Source organism: uncultured Microscilla sp. (genome assembly GCF_947493425.1).
Lineage (GTDB): Bacteria > Bacteroidota > Bacteroidia > Cytophagales > Microscillaceae > Microscilla.
Map to the genome: position 1 here is coordinate 1 of NZ_CANLRP010000110.1, position 17,641 is coordinate 17,641.

The 17,641-nt window shown below is 40.6% G+C and carries 8 protein-coding genes; 1 reads left to right on the forward strand and 7 read right to left on the reverse strand.

From position 1 onward, the window contains the following. Positions 1–72 precede the first annotated feature (72 nt). Positions 73–795, reverse strand: a complete 723-nt coding sequence (locus Q0954_RS22920; protein ID WP_299460843.1) for a LytTR family transcriptional regulator DNA-binding domain-containing protein — start codon at positions 793–795, stop codon at positions 73–75. 1,590 nt (positions 796–2,385) lie between these two features. On the opposite strand from Q0954_RS22920, the gene Q0954_RS22925 reads away from it, so the two are divergent. Further along, complete coding sequence (locus Q0954_RS22925) at positions 2,386–10,593, forward strand: T9SS type A sorting domain-containing protein (protein WP_299460845.1); 8,208 nt, start codon at positions 2,386–2,388, stop codon at positions 10,591–10,593. 293 nt (positions 10,594–10,886) lie between these two features. On the opposite strand, the gene Q0954_RS22930 is transcribed toward Q0954_RS22925, so the two are convergent. The 6 genes from Q0954_RS22930 to Q0954_RS22955 all read right to left on the reverse strand — a co-directional run bounded on the left by Q0954_RS22930 (position 10,887) and on the right by Q0954_RS22955 (position 17,636). Next, positions 10,887–12,743: a hypothetical protein gene (locus Q0954_RS22930; protein ID WP_299460847.1), complete on the reverse strand. Its 1,857-nt coding sequence runs from the start codon at positions 12,741–12,743 to the stop codon at positions 10,887–10,889. 1,038 nt (positions 12,744–13,781) lie between these two features. Beyond that, positions 13,782–14,201 (reverse strand): hypothetical protein, encoded by a 420-nt coding sequence (locus Q0954_RS22935; RefSeq protein WP_299460849.1) that lies wholly within the window; start codon positions 14,199–14,201, stop codon positions 13,782–13,784. 100 nt (positions 14,202–14,301) lie between these two features. Further along, a complete protein-coding gene (locus Q0954_RS22940) occupies positions 14,302–14,721 on the reverse strand; it encodes a hypothetical protein (RefSeq protein WP_299460851.1) in 420 nt (139 codons plus the stop codon). Between the two features lie 612 nt (positions 14,722–15,333). Next, a complete protein-coding gene (locus Q0954_RS22945) occupies positions 15,334–15,753 on the reverse strand; it encodes a hypothetical protein (RefSeq protein ID WP_299460853.1) in 420 nt (139 codons plus the stop codon). A gap of 311 nt (positions 15,754–16,064) precedes the next feature. Continuing rightward, a complete protein-coding gene (locus Q0954_RS22950) occupies positions 16,065–16,484 on the reverse strand; it encodes a hypothetical protein (protein WP_299460855.1) in 420 nt (139 codons plus the stop codon). A 276-nt stretch (positions 16,485–16,760) separates the two neighbouring features. Next, positions 16,761–17,636, reverse strand: a complete 876-nt coding sequence (locus Q0954_RS22955) for an SGNH/GDSL hydrolase family protein (protein WP_299460857.1) — start codon at positions 17,634–17,636, stop codon at positions 16,761–16,763. Between the last annotated feature and the right edge of the window lie 5 nt (positions 17,637–17,641).

The window sequence follows — 17,641 nt, forward strand, 5'->3', positions numbered from 1 at the left end:
GAAATTCAAGGGGTTTAATAAAGACAAGCAATGGCAAGGATATAATATAAAAGGAACTTAGTTCCTGGCGCACTAGGTAAGCGTTTCTACCAACTCTTTTTTATGCCTTCTGCTCAAAGGAATAACGTGAGGCCCCATTTTGATGGACTCTTTATCCATATCTACCTCATCTATTTTTTGCAGGTTTACCATATACGACTTATGCACTTTTATAAAACTATCGGTGGGTAGTTTTAGCGCCAACTCTTGCAGCGACATCCTTGTTTTGAACTGTTCGCCACCCTCCAGGGCAATGGTAGAGTATTTTCGGTCTACCTTTAGGTAACAAATATCTGGAATACAAATACGTCGCAATTGTCGTCCCACTTTCACAAAAAAACTTTCTTCGTCTTGCTCCCTGTTCTCTATTTCTTCAAAATGATTTTGCTGGGTGTATTTATAAAGCGCCAGTTCAACCGTGCGGAGCAGGGTACACTTGTCTACTGGCTTGGTTATATAGGCAAAAGGGTTCGTTTTTTTGGCTTGTTCAAATATATCGGGTTCTTGTCGGGAAGTAATAAAAATAAATGGAATAGGCGAAGCATACGCTCTTAGTTCTTGGGCAATATAAATACCGTCAACTTTGCCGTTGACCTCAATATTGAGCAATAGTAAGTCTGGGTGTGTGGCTTTGATCAGCCTTAGTGCTTGTGGTACATTATTGGCTATGCCCACTACTTGATGTCCTATGCTTTCAAGCAAAACTTCCAGCGCATCGGCATAAATAGGATCATCTTCTGTAATTAAAATTTTCATGAGGGATGGTTGTTATTTATATGTTGTCGTGTAAAGAATACTCACCTCTTGCTGTACATTTAAACTTGTTTTTTGGTCGAAAGATAGGACAAATGCCAAGCAGGTGTAGTGTATAACTGTATGCCATTTTATGGAGACAGTACCCTAAGGAATGGTACCAAAATAAATTTACATTCTTAATCTCATCTTTTGAGGCTATACTTTGTTAAAAAATAGCCGAATAGCGCTGCTATTGGCTGGCCATCCCGCAAGCTCGCTCAATATCTACTGGATATTGCCGTGCCGCGTCTAGCAACAAAATATTTTAGCGTTACTATAGAAATTTATTTTTACACCATTCCTAATAGGAATGCTTAAGTATTTATTGATGAGTCAGTGGTGTTACTTTGAGACAGTGTGATTTACAAAACCAGAGGTAATACCTATGGTTTTTGCCTATAGTACCCAAGTGTTCAAGTCTTGGTAAATTACTATAACTGTTGTGTCTTAGTATAAAAGCCTGACGTTTTATCAAAAAAACAACCTATTGGTCATTCCTAAGCTGATTTTGTTTAGTTGTATAGTAAAAGTACTTTTTAGAATTGCCCCTGCTATGTTTGTGGATATGTTTTACTCAAAATTACCCATTATTACCCATTAAAAAGATTGAATGTATGAAAAACAGACAAAATTTGATGAAATATTATTTTTCTCAAAAATCATTGTTTGTGCTGTTTCAGTCACTATTTATGTGCTTTATTAGGCAAAACCAGCCTTGTAAATGATCAATTATCAGTTGTTTTTGCCTGTGCTTAGTAATGTGAAAAATAAATAAAGTACAATTTTAAGCTCACCGCTGACCGAAACCTTTAAGTACTCTAGACAGTTCCCCGGAGCCTTTTAATAGCCAATGCATAAGTACTGTATCCTCTAATTATTCGATTGTTATTATAATAAGCAGACGCGTTACCTGGACTTATATAGCTGTATAGTCTGAGGCAATAACACAGGAGCAGATGAACCCTGAGAAGCCATATTGTCTAGGATGCGTATTGCCCAAACATAGTAATTTGAGCAATCATCTACCTTAGACCGAATATACCCAAAGCACAACCGAATATACCCAAAACACAACCGAATATACCCAAAAAGTAGCTCAAAGAGCCCTAAAGCGGGATAATAGACCCTAAAAGTGCCCTAAAAATAAGCAAGTAATATAGGTTAAGTTATGTTTTATATTAATAAAATCTGATATCTAACCACTTACGCCTTAAAAACGACCACTTAGCCCCTTTTTTTTTATGTTATAAAACAAGGCCGTAACTTTGTTGCCACTGCTAATTGTACAACCATAAGTATTGAAGTGAAAAATAGCTTACCACAAAGTGTCGCTTTCTAAGGTGATCGTTCTATATCGTCAAACCAATGGCACTTGGTAATCATTTGTTGACTTTAGTTGAACCATAGTAGACAAGCTCGACTTGGTTATTCTAACGAAATAATTATTGTATTATACAACTATTATTTCATAATACCTAAAAGACAGCCATCAGGTTATTTTTTACACTTCTGAATTATGGTACTGAAAAAATAAAATTGTGATAAATCCTTATGTTTAATCCCTACAAAACCAAAATCCTTAGGGGAGGTGTGGCCAAAGTCCTGAAAAGCGGGGCAGCTGCCAAAATAACCCTTACTATATTAACTACCACTCTGCTATTGTTTGCTGCAAATATAGCTTTACGCCCTATACCAGGCAATATTGGTAAAATTAACCCTGCCATAAGTTTTGCTACTGTTAACGAAGGAGAATCTACTACTTTTAGTGTAGCCGCAGTAGCCAATGCCACCAAATATACCTGGCATGTGCCTGCCGAACTCAATGGAGGGTTTGCCGGAGTGAAAGAAACCGACCAACCAGAGATCACCCTACAGGCAGCACCTGTGATCATCAATACTGAGGTTAAACTTAAAGTGCAAGCTAAAAGTGATTTTTGCACGAGCGACTTCTCAGATGACTACCCAATAACTATCAAGCCAGTGGGTGTTAAAATTACCCCTGCCGAGGCGGAGTTTTGTGAAGGTGACCTTGCCTCTAAGACCTTAAGCATTGTTCTGCAGGAAACCTCCAAAGAAGATTTTACTGGACAAGGTACGCTTACATTAGTATTGTCAGAACAAAATTTTACTTTGGGAGGCGACGATCTTAAAATTATGGCAAAGTTTCAAGATTCCCAGGGTAGTGAGTTTCAAGATCTTGAAGAGTCCCTGCAAGAAAAGTTTGAGGCAAGCATTACAAATGAAAGTCAATTACAACTAAAGTATGATTTTACTGATGCTACCTTCAAATCAAAGATAGATCAACTAAAAATTCAAGGACTAACAGTTACTCCCAAAGGTGGTGCTACAGCCTCCACGGTATTTTTACGTCCTCAAAGCGTAGACGAGTTGCCATGGGAAGGTATATATAAAAACACTGACTTTGGCAGGTTTACAATCCTAAGTAAGCCTACTACTGTCACCAACATAGAGGTTTTTGATATAGGCAATAAGCAGTTACGTTTGTTAGCAGTTGGTGCAAACAATGCTACCCAATATGAGTGGACATTGCCTGAGGGGGTAACACCGGTAAGTGGTAGCCACGTGACTACTTCTTCTGATGTTTTGGTGACTTATGACCCTGACAAAGTACCAGACCTCTCTAAAGCCCAAGTAAGCGTAACAGTCAAAACCGCTAGTTGTGAAGGAGAATTATCTGATTGGGTAGCCTTGTCAAATGTTTCAGATATTCAAGTAAACTTTCAACCCATTGACACCCCTTTGTGTGTAAGTGGTGCCCCTATAGTGGTACCCCAACACGTCGTATGTACTGAGATTAAGGCAAGTGCTTTTAATAAACAGAAGGTGGCAGTTGAATTAACCTCAGGCTTTAAGTTACTGGCAAAACCCAAGGTGTTTTTTGGTGAGAAGGGGAAAGAACTCAAAGAAATAAACGCAGTAGTATATACCACTGATCAGCGAGGCATCGAATTTAGTCTGACAGGCTTGGAAAAAGATGAGGAGCTCAACCAGTTAGAAATTCGTGGGGTAGTAGTGCAAGCGGTGGAAGCTACCAATACCAATTCAAAAACCCTCTTGCGGGCTTCAGGATTGGTTACAAATACCGTGTCACTGATAAGTTTTACACGCCATGACTCTCCTCTGGTGCCTGTTTTCAGAACGTTTCCTGAAGTTGTTTGTGGGGGTAAAAACGCAACACTTTCGGTAGAAAACCCACAGCCCAACCTGACTTATACCTGGAACCTGCCACCAGGTGCGACTATAACTTCACCTCCTAAGAATGCCCCCGAAGTGACTGTAAAAATAGGGGACAGTTTTAAGGGTGGCCTGGTAAGTGTTACTGCTAAATCTAAGGAAAATAGTTGCACCAGCACCAGCGTAAGTCAGACATTGTCAGCTCTACCCGTAGCGCCAGTTGGGGTAGTAATCATTGAGGGCAAAGATCAACTGTTTGTAGACGAAGAAAGTATCTACATTGCAAAAGATGGGAAAAAAGCGGTTAAATATCATTGGACAATCCCTGAAGGTTTAAAGCCAGCGTCTATGTCAGATGTTACTGTTACTCACATCAAGGATAATATATATTCAACCAATGAGCCTAAACTAAGTCTAAAAGCAACCAAGGTAGTAAGCGAGGTGGATGTAACAGTACGGGGAGTAAATGCCTGCGGCGATGAGGGTGACCTGGCTGCTAAAAAGATTACGAGTGTTCAATCTCAGGTGAGTTTTGTACCTGCAACTCTTGATCCTGTGTGTGCTGGCGCTAAAAACGTTGAAGTAGGCGACATTACCATAAAAGAAGTATTTGAAAAGGACTTTAAGGGAAAAGGATCATTGGTATTGACACCAAAAGGTGGAGGTGTTTCATTGGTTGAAGATGATAAAAACCTTGTAGTGAAAGTAGATGGTGTGCAAAAAACACTGCCAGAGTTTCAGGCAAAAATACAAGATGGGGCACTTATCATTGATTATAATTTTGATAATGATAACGCTTACAGCGGCATCAATACAATGATAGTCAAAGGGGTAAAAATAAATCTGGGAAATAATCTTATGAACCCTCCTCCACTGATTTTTACCACCAATTCTAATCAGTCTACCCTAAACATTGGAGACTCTTATGTATTTGCTCAAATCAATCAATGGGTTTCGTTTGATGCTGATAAGGCAGTGATTCAAGTGTATGAGGAGGGTAATGCTTCCACACCACTGAATGCCTTGTGTACCAATAATGATAATAAAACTTATACTTTAAAGGTAGCTGGTATTACTGGAGCCGATGAATATATTTGGAATATTCCCGCAGATGTATTTGACAATATTCCTGCCAATCCTCAAGGCGAGATGGTAACTGTTACACTTAAAGATAAACCTAATGTAGGGGCAGATAATACTATTGATATTACTGTTCAAGGTGGGAAGGTAGGTTCTGATTGCCAAAGCTCAATTGTGAGCCGAAAGGTGCACATATTTGCCGACTTTGATGCAAATACAGCAGTTGGTTTTACAAAGTCTGTCACAAGCATTTGTCAGAAAGAGAGTGAGATAAAATCGTTGAGCGTCAATAGCATAGAAGGAGCCACCCATTACCAATGGACACTGCACAAAGATTTGGAAGCCCTTACCCCCGACGAGGGAGGTGATGCCTCAGACCAAGTGGTGTTTACTTCAGGAACCACCCTTTTGGTGAAGGTAAAAAGTGAGGCTTCGCTTCTTGGTGAAGGAACACCCGCAAGTATATCAGTAAAAGGGGTGAAAATGGCCTCTAAAACTAGTTGTTTCATTACTACACCAACCAAAGGTGAAATGACTAATATTATGCTTTATAGCAAGCCTGGTAATCTTGATATTGAAGGGGTAACTGAGAGGGCAACGTTTGCAAAAAATGGTGCCGATCAACTACTGGAAGGTAAGCCAGCAGGAGGGTATTTCAAACTCACCAAGGGCATTATTACTAAAGAAGACAGTGATGGCAAGCTAAAAACATATTTTTCACCCTCAAACGCAGACGAAGGTACCAATACCATCACTTATGTATATGCCCAAGGAAATTGTGAGTTTAGTGTTGAGAGAAAGGTGGCCGTATCAGAGGAAACCAGTACGGGGTTGACTGCACAGTGTAAAACTACTACTGAGGAGCCTTTAGTACTACCTACCAAAACAGACGATGGTTGGTTATTGTATGCTGTGATTGAGGAGTTGGGCATTAATGAACAACCAGTGATTGTGAACGACGGTGCAAAAAACCTCGATGCTCCCACTCCTGTGTTGGTAACCTACAATGAAGCAAAAGCACTGAGTTGTGAGACACCAGCCATCAAAGATAACATCTCTAAAATTGAAAAACTTAACAGTTATGGAAATTATCATTACAAACTTAATCCGTCTAAAGTCATCAAACCTTCTATCACAATAAGAGCAGTGTATGTAAAGCTAGGCAAAACAGCGCTTATTTTTGACAGGTGTGAGGATGTTAAAATAGTTACCATGGAGGCAGTAGAAGTATTATCGCCCCCGACCAAACCAATAATAGCTCCTTCGTTTTCGGCAAAAATATGCAAAGAGAAGCAAGGGGTGTATCAAGTGAGTTCTCCTAACCCTGAGTATATTTATGAGTGGACAATAGAAGAGCACGGCAACTTGTCAGGGTCACCAGGGTATACCTTTGAAGGCGGTATATCGACGGGAACTTCGGTCAGCGTTAATTGGACATCACCAGGTACTAAGAAGTTGACAGTAATTGCCAAACGGGATAAATTGAAAGCTTGTGCATCAGAGGCATCACAGTTTATAGAAGTAGAGGTAAAAGAACCTTTTAAAGCAAGTATCAAAGGCTCTCCTATTGCCTTGGATAATCAAGCCATTAAATATACTGTTGAACTGGAAGATGCTGAAGGAAAGGTGATGAGTAACATAGAGGATCAATATAACTTTGAGTGGATCATTGAAGGTGGGACAGGAACAACAAATACCAGTGCCTCTAATGACATAACCTGGTCGTCCAACGGTAAAATATTAGTCAAAGTAACCGAGAAAGCTCCCGGTAATACCCCTGATTATATACCATTGATGTGTACCCAAATCGCCACTCTTAAAGTTTTAAAAACTAATTTAAACTCGATGAACGGATGTGCCATTCAGCCAAATATTTATCAGCTGCAGACCTCGCCTGATACCCCCGTAGACATGAGTTGGACAGTGGAGAATGGTACCATAAAAGGTGGAGACAACGAAGGCACTTCTATTACCACCAAGAGCAACGAAGGGATAGAAGTGACTTGGGAAAATATAGCCTCAGGAACAATAAAGACAAGCATAGGAAAGGGGGCTACTCTGTATAAGCGAACATTTACAGTAAGCATTGATACAAAACCCAATATGCTAGAGTTGAGTCAGTCTGAGTACAAGTATTGTGAAGACAACGACAAAGTCAGTCTCAAGCCAAAAGAAGCATTGCAATTGCCAATTAGAACACTCACTTTTTATGAAGTGATAGGCAATCGTCCTGATCTTGGCAACGATGTGGAAATCAAAAACCCAAACGCGTATGACCCTGAGACTGATGAGGAAACGGTATATTATGTATACACAACTCCTAGTGGATGTAAGTACACTTCAAAGACAGCTCAAGTGTCAAAAGCGAAGCCTACAACGGTTGTTTTCGAGGCGAGTGCCAAAGGTGTAGGCATTCACCAAACAGGTACCATAAAAGGTCAAGACATTACATTTTGTGGCCTGGATGACGATGCGGAGGGAGAGTTGGTTTTCGAGCTGACAAACTATAACTCCAACTCAGGAGGTACGTTTGTGATAACTAATGACAATACTGGTCAACAAGTAGGAGATGCTATTAAGGTTGCGAAAGGCAATACCAGTGCTGCCTTTGATTATAGTTTATTCAGTGCGGGTGGAGTTTTTACCATTACTTATGCTTCGGATGAGTTTTGTGCAAAACCTCAAAAAAACAAAATACGAGTACTTGCGCGTGTGCCCAACCTTGATATTCAATTAGAAAATGAGTCCAAAAGAAGCTTCTGTGTAAGTAATGTCACTCAATACAACTTCGGGGTAGAACAGCCTGCCAATGCTATAAAGCACACGGGGAGTTTCTATATTAGAAAAAAAGAAAGTGCCAGCCTTGGATATACTGTTTATGATCTTACCGAAAAGGGGTTTGTAGAGGTCATAGGTTTTGATCCGCAAAAACCTATACCCAACGGTTCAGGGGGAGGAGGTCTAAACGCAAATGCGGGGCAGTACGAAATCGTATATGTTTATCAATATAAGATTGGCAATAGTGATGAAAAATACCCCTGTAAGTATATCTCTGATGTACTCACCATTACCCTTGAGCGATTGCCTATATTGACAATCGAAGGCTTAAAAGAAACCTATTGCCGCAACGAAGCCAAAGGTAGTATTGAAGTGCGTGATCAAGGCAACAAAGACAATACGTCGGTATTGGTATTGACCCAGCTTGAGTACAAAAATGGTGATCAATGGCGTAGGGTACCCAGCAATGACCCTACTGAGTTGATACCCAGCAAAATCCCTTACGAAATAAGAGCCACACACACTAACAATGCAGGTTGTACCAATGTTTCTGACACCCTACAAGTAAAAGTATTGTCAGAACCTACTGATGTCAGACTCTTCATTAGCAAAGTATACCACGAGCAGGCAATGCATTTTAGGTCTACCCAAACCAACACCACTGAAGGCTGGGAGTGGGTAATCAACGGATCGGTTACAAACACGAAGGAAACCACGTATGCCACCAAAAACAACACCGGAAATATTAGTTATTCGATGACTGCCAACATTAAAGCCTGTAAGAAGATTGTCAAAAAAAGCTTTAAACTTGACTTTGACTTCGAAGGACACTTTGTAGGGGGCACCTCTACCATAACTAACAAGTCGAGCTTGAGAGATGAAAACGGGAACGACGAACTAGGGCAGGTCACCTGGACAATTGCCGATAAAGAAGGCAAGGTCTTGGAAACTCTCAACGGAGCCAACAACCCCGTTAACTACTCTTTTGCCACCGCGGGCGAATACTGGATTACCCTTACGATGCTCAATAAAGCCCACAAGGTTACTTATACCCTTAAAAGAAGGGTAGATATTTTTGATGTAATCACCGTAACCAAAGGAGAAAACTATATTGAAGGCTTTGAAAATGGAGCAAAAAGTTGGGTAAGCAGGGGAGTAGTGAATCAAAATCAGGTATTTGCCGACAAAACCAGTTGGACCTTGAAGAGTTTGAGCAATGCCAGTCAAGACATAATTAAACAAGGTCAAGGGGTAGTTTGGATGACTGATAATGGCAACAAAACCCATTATTACAACAATGAACAATCGTATGTTGAGAGCCCTTGCTATGACATGAGCGACCTGGATAAACCTATGGTATCGTTGCGTTATTGGTCACACACCGACAAAGGAGCCGATGGAGTAGCTTTGTTGTATACTGTAGACGACGGCAAAACCTGGCAAAAGGTAGGCAAGAAAACCCCCGAAATAGAAAATTGGTACAACGAACAAGGTATTTTGGGGGCTCCTGGTAGCTCTAGTGATGCAAATGCCAACACCGAAAACCAAGGTTGGACAGGTGCCGATTCTACCTGGCGTACTACTGCCTACAGTTTGAGCAACGTAAGGCGCGCAATGTTGGCAAACAATACATCACTGGTAAGGTTTAGAATTGCCTTTGGCAGCAACGGTGACAACCCCTCTAGCCAGTACGAAGGATTTGCCTTTGATGATTTTAGTATCAGCAATCGCAACCGTACTTTATTGCTAGAGTACTTTACCAATAATGGAGTATCTGATGCGGAGGCTTTGGACAAAGAAGTAAAGTTTTTTCCTTACAACGAGGACAACACAAATACTGAAATTATCAGTATACATCACCATGTGGGTTTTCCTGAGGCAGACGCACTAAACGAGTACAATACCAAAGATGTAAGTGGCCGTGCTTTTTACCACGGAATAAAAAATGCTCCAATGGCAATAATTGACGGATTAGACACGAGTCGTCACCCTCATAATGAAATATCAAGCTTGTTTTATGACCAACGGGTATTGAGTGTATCTCCCTTTAGCATTGCCATAGAGTCCCCTCAGGTGACCAACGGTAAGATGAAGATAAAAGCCAGGGTAATGGCGCTCGAAAACTTTGACCGACCAATAGTCATACAAGTGGTAGTCATAGAAGACGAAGTGTCATCGCAAGGCAAAACTTACCACCACGTAATGCGTAAGATGTTGCCCGACGCCGCGGGTACCTATTATGACCACTCCTGGAAATCTGGCGACTCATACAATCTCGACTTGCGACCGTGGCATGTAGGCGACCTGACAATGAAGTCGTACCGCATAGTAGTATTTGTAGAAGACTACGTGACCAAAGAGGTGCATCAGGCAGCCGTAAGTGCTGTTCAAACATTGCGACAAGACGAAGGACAAGCTGGGCAAGAAGTAACAGGGCTGGACAAGCGTATTGTAAAGTCGGGAATGCTGCTTTTTCCGAACCCAGCAAGCAATGAAGTACAACTCAAGCTCAACCCAAACCAACAGCTAAAGTCTCAAGCTGCCTGGGAGATAAGTAACCTCAATGGACAAGTGGTGGGCAGTGGAGTTTGGCCACAACACCAGCGTAATATACGGGTAAAGGTAGGGCATTTATCGCAAGGCATTTACTTGTTTCGCGTGTTTGACGTGGAGCGGGTGTTTTTGCTCAGATTTGAGAAAAAATAACATTCCTTAATTAATGTGGTTTAAAATGCCTGCGCCTTTGGTGCAGGTATTTTTTATGCTTATAAGGCAAGGCAGTTAACCAAATAGCATCAACACCCGCCAAAAGCGTTGTTTTAACTTGTCAAGACTCAAAGTGGTAGCCCCTAGACCACAAGCATCAACAAGGCTTAGGCTAGACATTTTGTTCTGAAACAAAAGCCCTGAAGCAAAAAACCCCATCAACCAAAAATGGAAGGCAGGGTTAGCTTTGGGTTATAAAAAGTTTCCTTTTTGTCGTAAGCCAAATGTTTACTTTATTTGACGAAAACTTCCACCGTTTTGTTCACAGTTTCATTCCCTAGTTTATCAACTCCCCGTATTTTAATCGTTTTTAAGCCTTTGGTATTCATCAAAATAGGTTTGTTGTATTTTACTTCTTGTGAGCCATTAATAGAGATATAAGCGCTCTCTACCTCTATGTTGGCATCACGGGCAGTTACAAACAAATAAGTGCCTGTGGCATATACCGAGGTAGTTTGAGTAATATCTTCAGCAGTAATTTTGCCTATAGGAGGTGCACTAAACGACACAGCCATTTCAGGTCCTTTGTTGTCTACAATCACAAAAAACTCTTCGGCTACCCGGTTGTTTACATTGTCCAGCGCATAATAAGCTATTTTGTGGTACCCATCATCGTTTATACTAAAAGGCTCACGGTAAGGGTTGGCACGGGCACCATCTATTTTAAACCCAGTGCGTTTAATGCCCGACTCGGGGTCTTTAGCCACAATATTGATCAAGGTCTTACGACTAATAAACACTGTGTCATTTTTGCGATACACAGGCCCGGTAAAAGTATGCTTGATAGAAGGCAACGTCAAGTCAAGAAACATATTTTCATAAGAATCACTTGTTTCAAACCCTCCTTTATTTTTTACCCTGTCCAGGGCAGTATATTTAATGGTATGTGTACCCTCACTCTTAACCAACGGGAAGGGTTCGCGGTATAAACGCTCCAGCCCCCCATCTATAGCATAATACACCTTGTCTACCCCCGACTTATTGTCGCTTGCCGTCAGGCGCATCTTAGTTCGGCTTGAAATAAACACCCGCCCTCGGTTTTGGTACTGATCTCCTATCACCTCTGCCACAATTTTAGGCGCCGTCTTGTCTAAATAAAAAGAGTAAGTTTTTTCCTCCTCCTGGTTTTTCACCCGGTCGATGCTATGATAAGTAAGTACATACTCTCCTTCTTTGAGGTTTTTCAGTGATATGATGCCCTTATAAGCCTGGAAAGGTTGCTCATTGAAACGGTAGCGAGTCACCGAAATGCCTGAAGCCTGGTCTTGAGCCGTGAGCAAAATAGTAGCTTTAGGTGATAAAATGTCTCCTTTGCGGTCACCATTCACCTTATGCTCAGTTACCGGAGGGTTCAGGTCTACCCGAAACTTAGTAAACTTGGGCTTCTCTACATTCCCAACTTTGTCAACCCCGTAATAATTAACCGTATACTCTTTGTCTTCATCAAAATTGATAGTAGCGGTGTGGGGCACATAAGTGGCACTGTCTATCGACTGGTATGTTTGACGAACGCCCGCCAATTCATCCTTGGTGATGATGTCAGCAACCAATCCTTTTCCAAAAAAAACTTCTCCTTCTTGTTCATAACGAGGTGCGTTTTTTAACTCAATGACTGAAAAAGGGTCGGCTCCATCCGCGTTTATTTCAAACTGAACCTCTTCATTCGGGTTAGCGTCTTTGTGCCCAATATAGTGCTTACCTGGACCTTCCCAATACATAGGGTCAGAAAAAGCCTCCATCTGCTTTACTTTGCTATAGCTCAGTCGGTGCATGTCTGACCCATCGGGCTTCGACGAAGCAAATACGTACACAGGTAACCCTACTTGCCAAAAAACCCTTCCTTCTTTGTCTACAAAAATCTTCTTTTGGTGGATACGGTCACGTTCGCCAGTATTACGAACTGTAATGGGTTTATCAGACATCTTATCAAGCTTTTTTTCGAGACTGTCTGCCAATGCCCTCAGTTGCCGGATATGTTCCTGGAGAATGGCACGTTGACTGGTTTGAGCCATTGCCATACTCGATACCAGCAGCAAAGCACATACCCTGGATAAAAACAAGGTGCCTTTGTTTGTACTTCGAAATATCATTTTTTTGTAAGTTAAAAGTTTGGAATACAAGTAGTATAGGCAGTTGAAATTTAATATTTGCAAACCGATAATAAAGAGAAGTCTACCCATACCTGCCAGGTTTTGGAAAACCTGGCAGGTATAAAAAGCTGTTTTATTAAAAGTCTACCGACTGCACTAGATGTATTCTCTTGTCGTATTTTAAAGATAGTGTAAGACTATAGTACCCCTTGGGCTTATAAATCAAGCACTTGTGAGCAAACTTTATGCTTGCCCAGTTTTTTTCAATGTAAAAATTATGAAGCCCACAAAAAACTAAAATAAATGATAAAAAGCAATACAGAAAGTAGCCAACAGGATAAAAAAAAGACCCTCAGCTTAGGTAAACTAAAGGTCAGTTTTTGATTTAAGGAATGATAAAAAAACGAGTTGCCCATCTTGAGGCAAAAACTTTCTTCTGAGGCAAGGCTCAATACGGCAAGCCGTAGCCCTGTTTATAGGGGAGGTTTACTTTTTGAGTTTTAGCGCCCGTCATTCCTAAATGCTAGGTTTTGTAGAGTTTTACCAAATATTTACATCATTTTAAAACTTGTAAAAAGCAATAAAATATTGCGCTAAACTTACATCAAAATTCAAACCATTTTGTGTTATACCCTACAAAGGCTTAAACAAAGCAGTAGGCAGCAAGCGATTATTAGCCACCAACCGTAATACAAACTTAGAGCTTGTTTAAAGCGGTCGTTTATAGGAGATTTTATGATGAGTTTTCAGATTAGATGCGTCAAATTTTGAAGTAATAGTTCTGGAATCCCGAACTTGATTCGGGGCAGCGCTATTGCTGATAACCGATGGCTACAGCTTTGCTGTGCCGAGTTTATAAATCCCCCGAATCAAGTTCGGGGTTGTGAACCGAACTTGTTTCGGGGCTCTGCCAACGGCTAAATTTGACAATATATAATCAGGAAAAGCACGTAAAAGCTCACAGTCCTCCGAGAACAAGCTCGGAGCTGCGAGCCGAACTTGATTCGGGAACCTAATTAATGATTTTTAAACAAGCTCTTAGTCCTTGCTTTTGAGCCATATTTCTGCAGCTTCTCTGCTAGAAAAGTACTGCAGGTTATTTTTGGGTGAAACATTGCTTGCTTCATCCATAAATTGTGAAACAGACAATTGTGAAATGAACTCTTGGGGTAATACAAAGGATGACTTTATGATGGAGCCAATGGCCAGCACAGGTATAGTTATATTTTGCACCAACCAGTTTTGGAGCTCAGGCGAGACAGGAAAATGAAGGTTGAGACTGTCTACTAAAATCCATCGAGGATTATGGGAAACCATGAGCTGTTTCCAGTTTAGCAGCATTTGCTTAAACTCCGTTTCTGTCATTTGGGCAGTAGTAGGTTTGGTAACATGGTAATGAATACCATTTTCTTTGTTATAAAGAATATCGTTGAATTGATCGCTAAAAAGAGTTTCCATAGAATAGTTTGAAATTTTTGTTAATAAAATAATGTACGCATATCAGGTCACTTGATACAAATTGATAAAAGCATGGCTGGTCAAATGCTATCAGATAAATTTAACTTCTGTTTTTGAGCCATATTTCTGCGGCTTCTCTGCTAGAGAAATACTGCATGACTTCTTCTGATGAAGCATTTTTGGCTTCATCCGTAAACTGCGAAATAGATAATTGGGAAATAAATTCTTCGGGTAATACAAAGCAGTACCCAAGCACTGAACCAATAGCCAGTACAGGAGTGGTTATATTTTGAAGCACCCAGTCTTGTAGGTCAGGTGAGATAGGAAAGTGAAAGTTGAGACTGTCTACCAAAATCGACTGAGGATTATGGGAAAACATAAGTTGCTTCCAGTTCAGAAGCATTTGCCGAAACTCTACCTCTGTCATCTGGGCGGTAGTAGGCTTAAGAATATGGTAATGAATACCATTTTCTTTGTTATAAATAATATCATTGAATTGGTCGCTAAAAAGAGTTTCCATAGAATAGTTTGAAATTTTTGTGCATATAAAATAAAGAGTGCATACCAGGCCAACGTCAGTATGTGTACGCTTAGTAACGTACCAAGACAAAATTAAATATACCTAACATGAAAGTATAACTATCATATTATGAGACAGTTATCTTTACTTGTAGCTTATAGCTAATTGCTTGCTGCTACTTAACGTGCTCAAGATAAGTTTCTGGTTTTTAGGGCAAATACGCACAACTGACTGAGGCATTTAGCCATCGGTTTTTGCGCTCGTAGAGCTTGAACCCCGAACTTGATTCGGGGCAACGCTACGGGCAATAAAAACTTACAGTCCCGGCGGAACTGCCGGGGTAACGAAAGGCAGTAAAGCGAACCGCAGAACGAAGTTCAAGCTCAGCGAAGCTAATATGTTCTAAACCGGACAGCTTCAAAGTCCCGGTTTCTTATCGGGGTTATTGTTGAGGGCTACGCCCGAAATCCCGTTTACGGGGCGAACACGTTACTTAGGTATATAATAGGGTGAGAGAAATCAGAAAAAAACTGGCTGTATTGAGAGGATCAAAATATACCTTTTGAGATATGCGCCAAAATTGCTTGATACAAATTGGTGAACAGCACAAACTTAATCCCTGCTTTTGAGCCATGCTTCTGCGGCTTCCCTGCTGGGGAAATACCGTATAACATCTTCTGATGAAGCATTTTTGGCTTCATCTGTAAACTGCGAAATAGACAACTGGGAAATAAACTCTTCGGGTAATACAAAGGAGTACTTGATTACTGAGCCAATTGCCAGTACAGGAGTGGTTATATTTTGCACCACCCAGTCTTGTAGGTCAGGTGAGACAGGAAAGTGGAAATTAAGGTTGTCTATCAAAATACATTGAGGCTTATAGGGAAGGACCAGCCGTTTCCAGTTTAGAAGCATTTGCCGAAATTCTGCTTCTGTCATCTGAGCAGTAGTAGGTTGGGTCACGTGGTAATGAATATTGCTTTCTTTGTCATAAAGAATGTCGTTGTACTGATCGCTAAAAAGAGTTTCCATAGAATAGTTTGAAAATTTTTGTTAAAAAATAAGATGCGTATATCAGGCCAATACGAGTATGTTTATATCTATACGCTTAAATGTACAATAGGGTAGAAGAAACTGAAAAAAACTGGCTGTATTGAAGCGTTGAGTGATGTAAATAGGCTTTTTTACCACATAATTACTGGTCAAGCTCCCTAAAAAATTCCTCAGCGATTGTTAGCCGATAAAATGCATATTATCGGGCAAATTCACTTTTGAGGTCTGTCCCGTAATGACTTGATATACATTGATGAAAGCATCACCAGTTAAGTCCTATCAGGGAAAATTTAATCTTTGCTTTTGAGCCATGCTTCTGCGGCTTCCCGACTGGAAAAGTACCTTACATTGTCTTTTGGTGAAATGTCTTTTGCTTCATCAGTTAGCTGCGAAACGGATAACTGGGAAATAAACTCTTCGGGTAATACAAAGCAAGACTTTATGATGGAGTCAAGTGCCAGTACATGAGCACTCACATTTTGAGCCACCCAGGTTTGTAGGTCGGGTGAAATAGGGAATTGAAAATCGCGGTTATCTACTAATATCCATTGAGGTTCGCAAGACAACATGAGTTGTTTCCAGTTCAACACCATTTGCCGAAATTCTGCTTCTGTCATTTGAGCAGTAGTAGGCTTTGTAATATGATAATGAATACCGTTTTCTTTGTTATAAAAAATATCGTTGAATTGATCGCTAAAAAGAGTTTCCATAGAGTAGTTGTTTTGGTTAATAAAAATGTGCTCATGCCAGCGCGTGTATGTGTATACGCTTAAATAAACAGTAGGATAGAATAAATTATAAAAAACTGACTATTTAAAGGTATTTTACTATGCTATGGGGCTTTTTTGCCATCAAAACAATCATTAAAGTTGAAAAAATAGAGTGATCTAAAAGAGGATAGTACAACGGTCAGAGACGAAGTTCAGTAAATTAGTCGTGTAGCGCTTGAACTTCGTTCTGTGGTTAGGTGAGGGGCTAGACTCTATTTACTGGTCAAAAACCCTAAAAATCTCCTCAGCAATCAATTGATAGTACTCATCGCCAAAGTGTACCTCATCGGGTAATACCTTGTCTAACTCAAGCTTGTCTTTTTGGATTCTCGCCAAGATAGCTTGATGCAAATTGATAAAAACACAATCGTATTGTTTAGCCAGCGCCTTAAGAATAGGCAAATAAGCAATTGCTTTTTGATTATAAGCAGTAGTAAAAGGAGTAGGGGTAAAAATGATGACTTCTATATCTTGTGCCTTAAGTTGTTTCACCAGACTTTCCATCTTCTGCCCAAAAAACTTTGGCGTCCAACCCGCGTAAGCGTCATTGATGCCAAACATCAAGGTTACCCAATCAGGCTTTTTGGCAAGTACCAACGTATCTACCTCTTTCACTGCCTGATCGCTACGCCAGCCGTTGTGTCCCTCTTTCACTATTTTGAGCTTTGCCTTGGGGTACTTTTTCTTAAGTAACCGTTCCAATACATAAGGATAAGGGTTGGCCACTACCCCATAGCTGCCCACCTTGTAGCCATTGGTGATACTATTGCCAAAGCATACCATTTTCAAGGCCTCCCCTTTTTGTAAAGCCAGTTTTAGTTTGGTTAGCTTTTGCAGGCTGTTTTTTAGGCAAAGTGTCTTTACCTCCTGAATAATAAGCGTATCCCCTTCTTGGCAGGTGGTAGTATCGTTGGTTAGGTTAGTTTCATTGGTTTGCATATTCTCATCAGTTAATTTTTTAGAAACTGTCATTGTATCTGGTGCGGGCACCGCATTTTGAGCGACCGTATCAGTAGAGTTGTTGGTATTGGGTGTGCTTCCGCAGGCCGTGAGCCAGAGCAACAACAAATAAAAAGGGAGTGATTGAGTCATAAGTG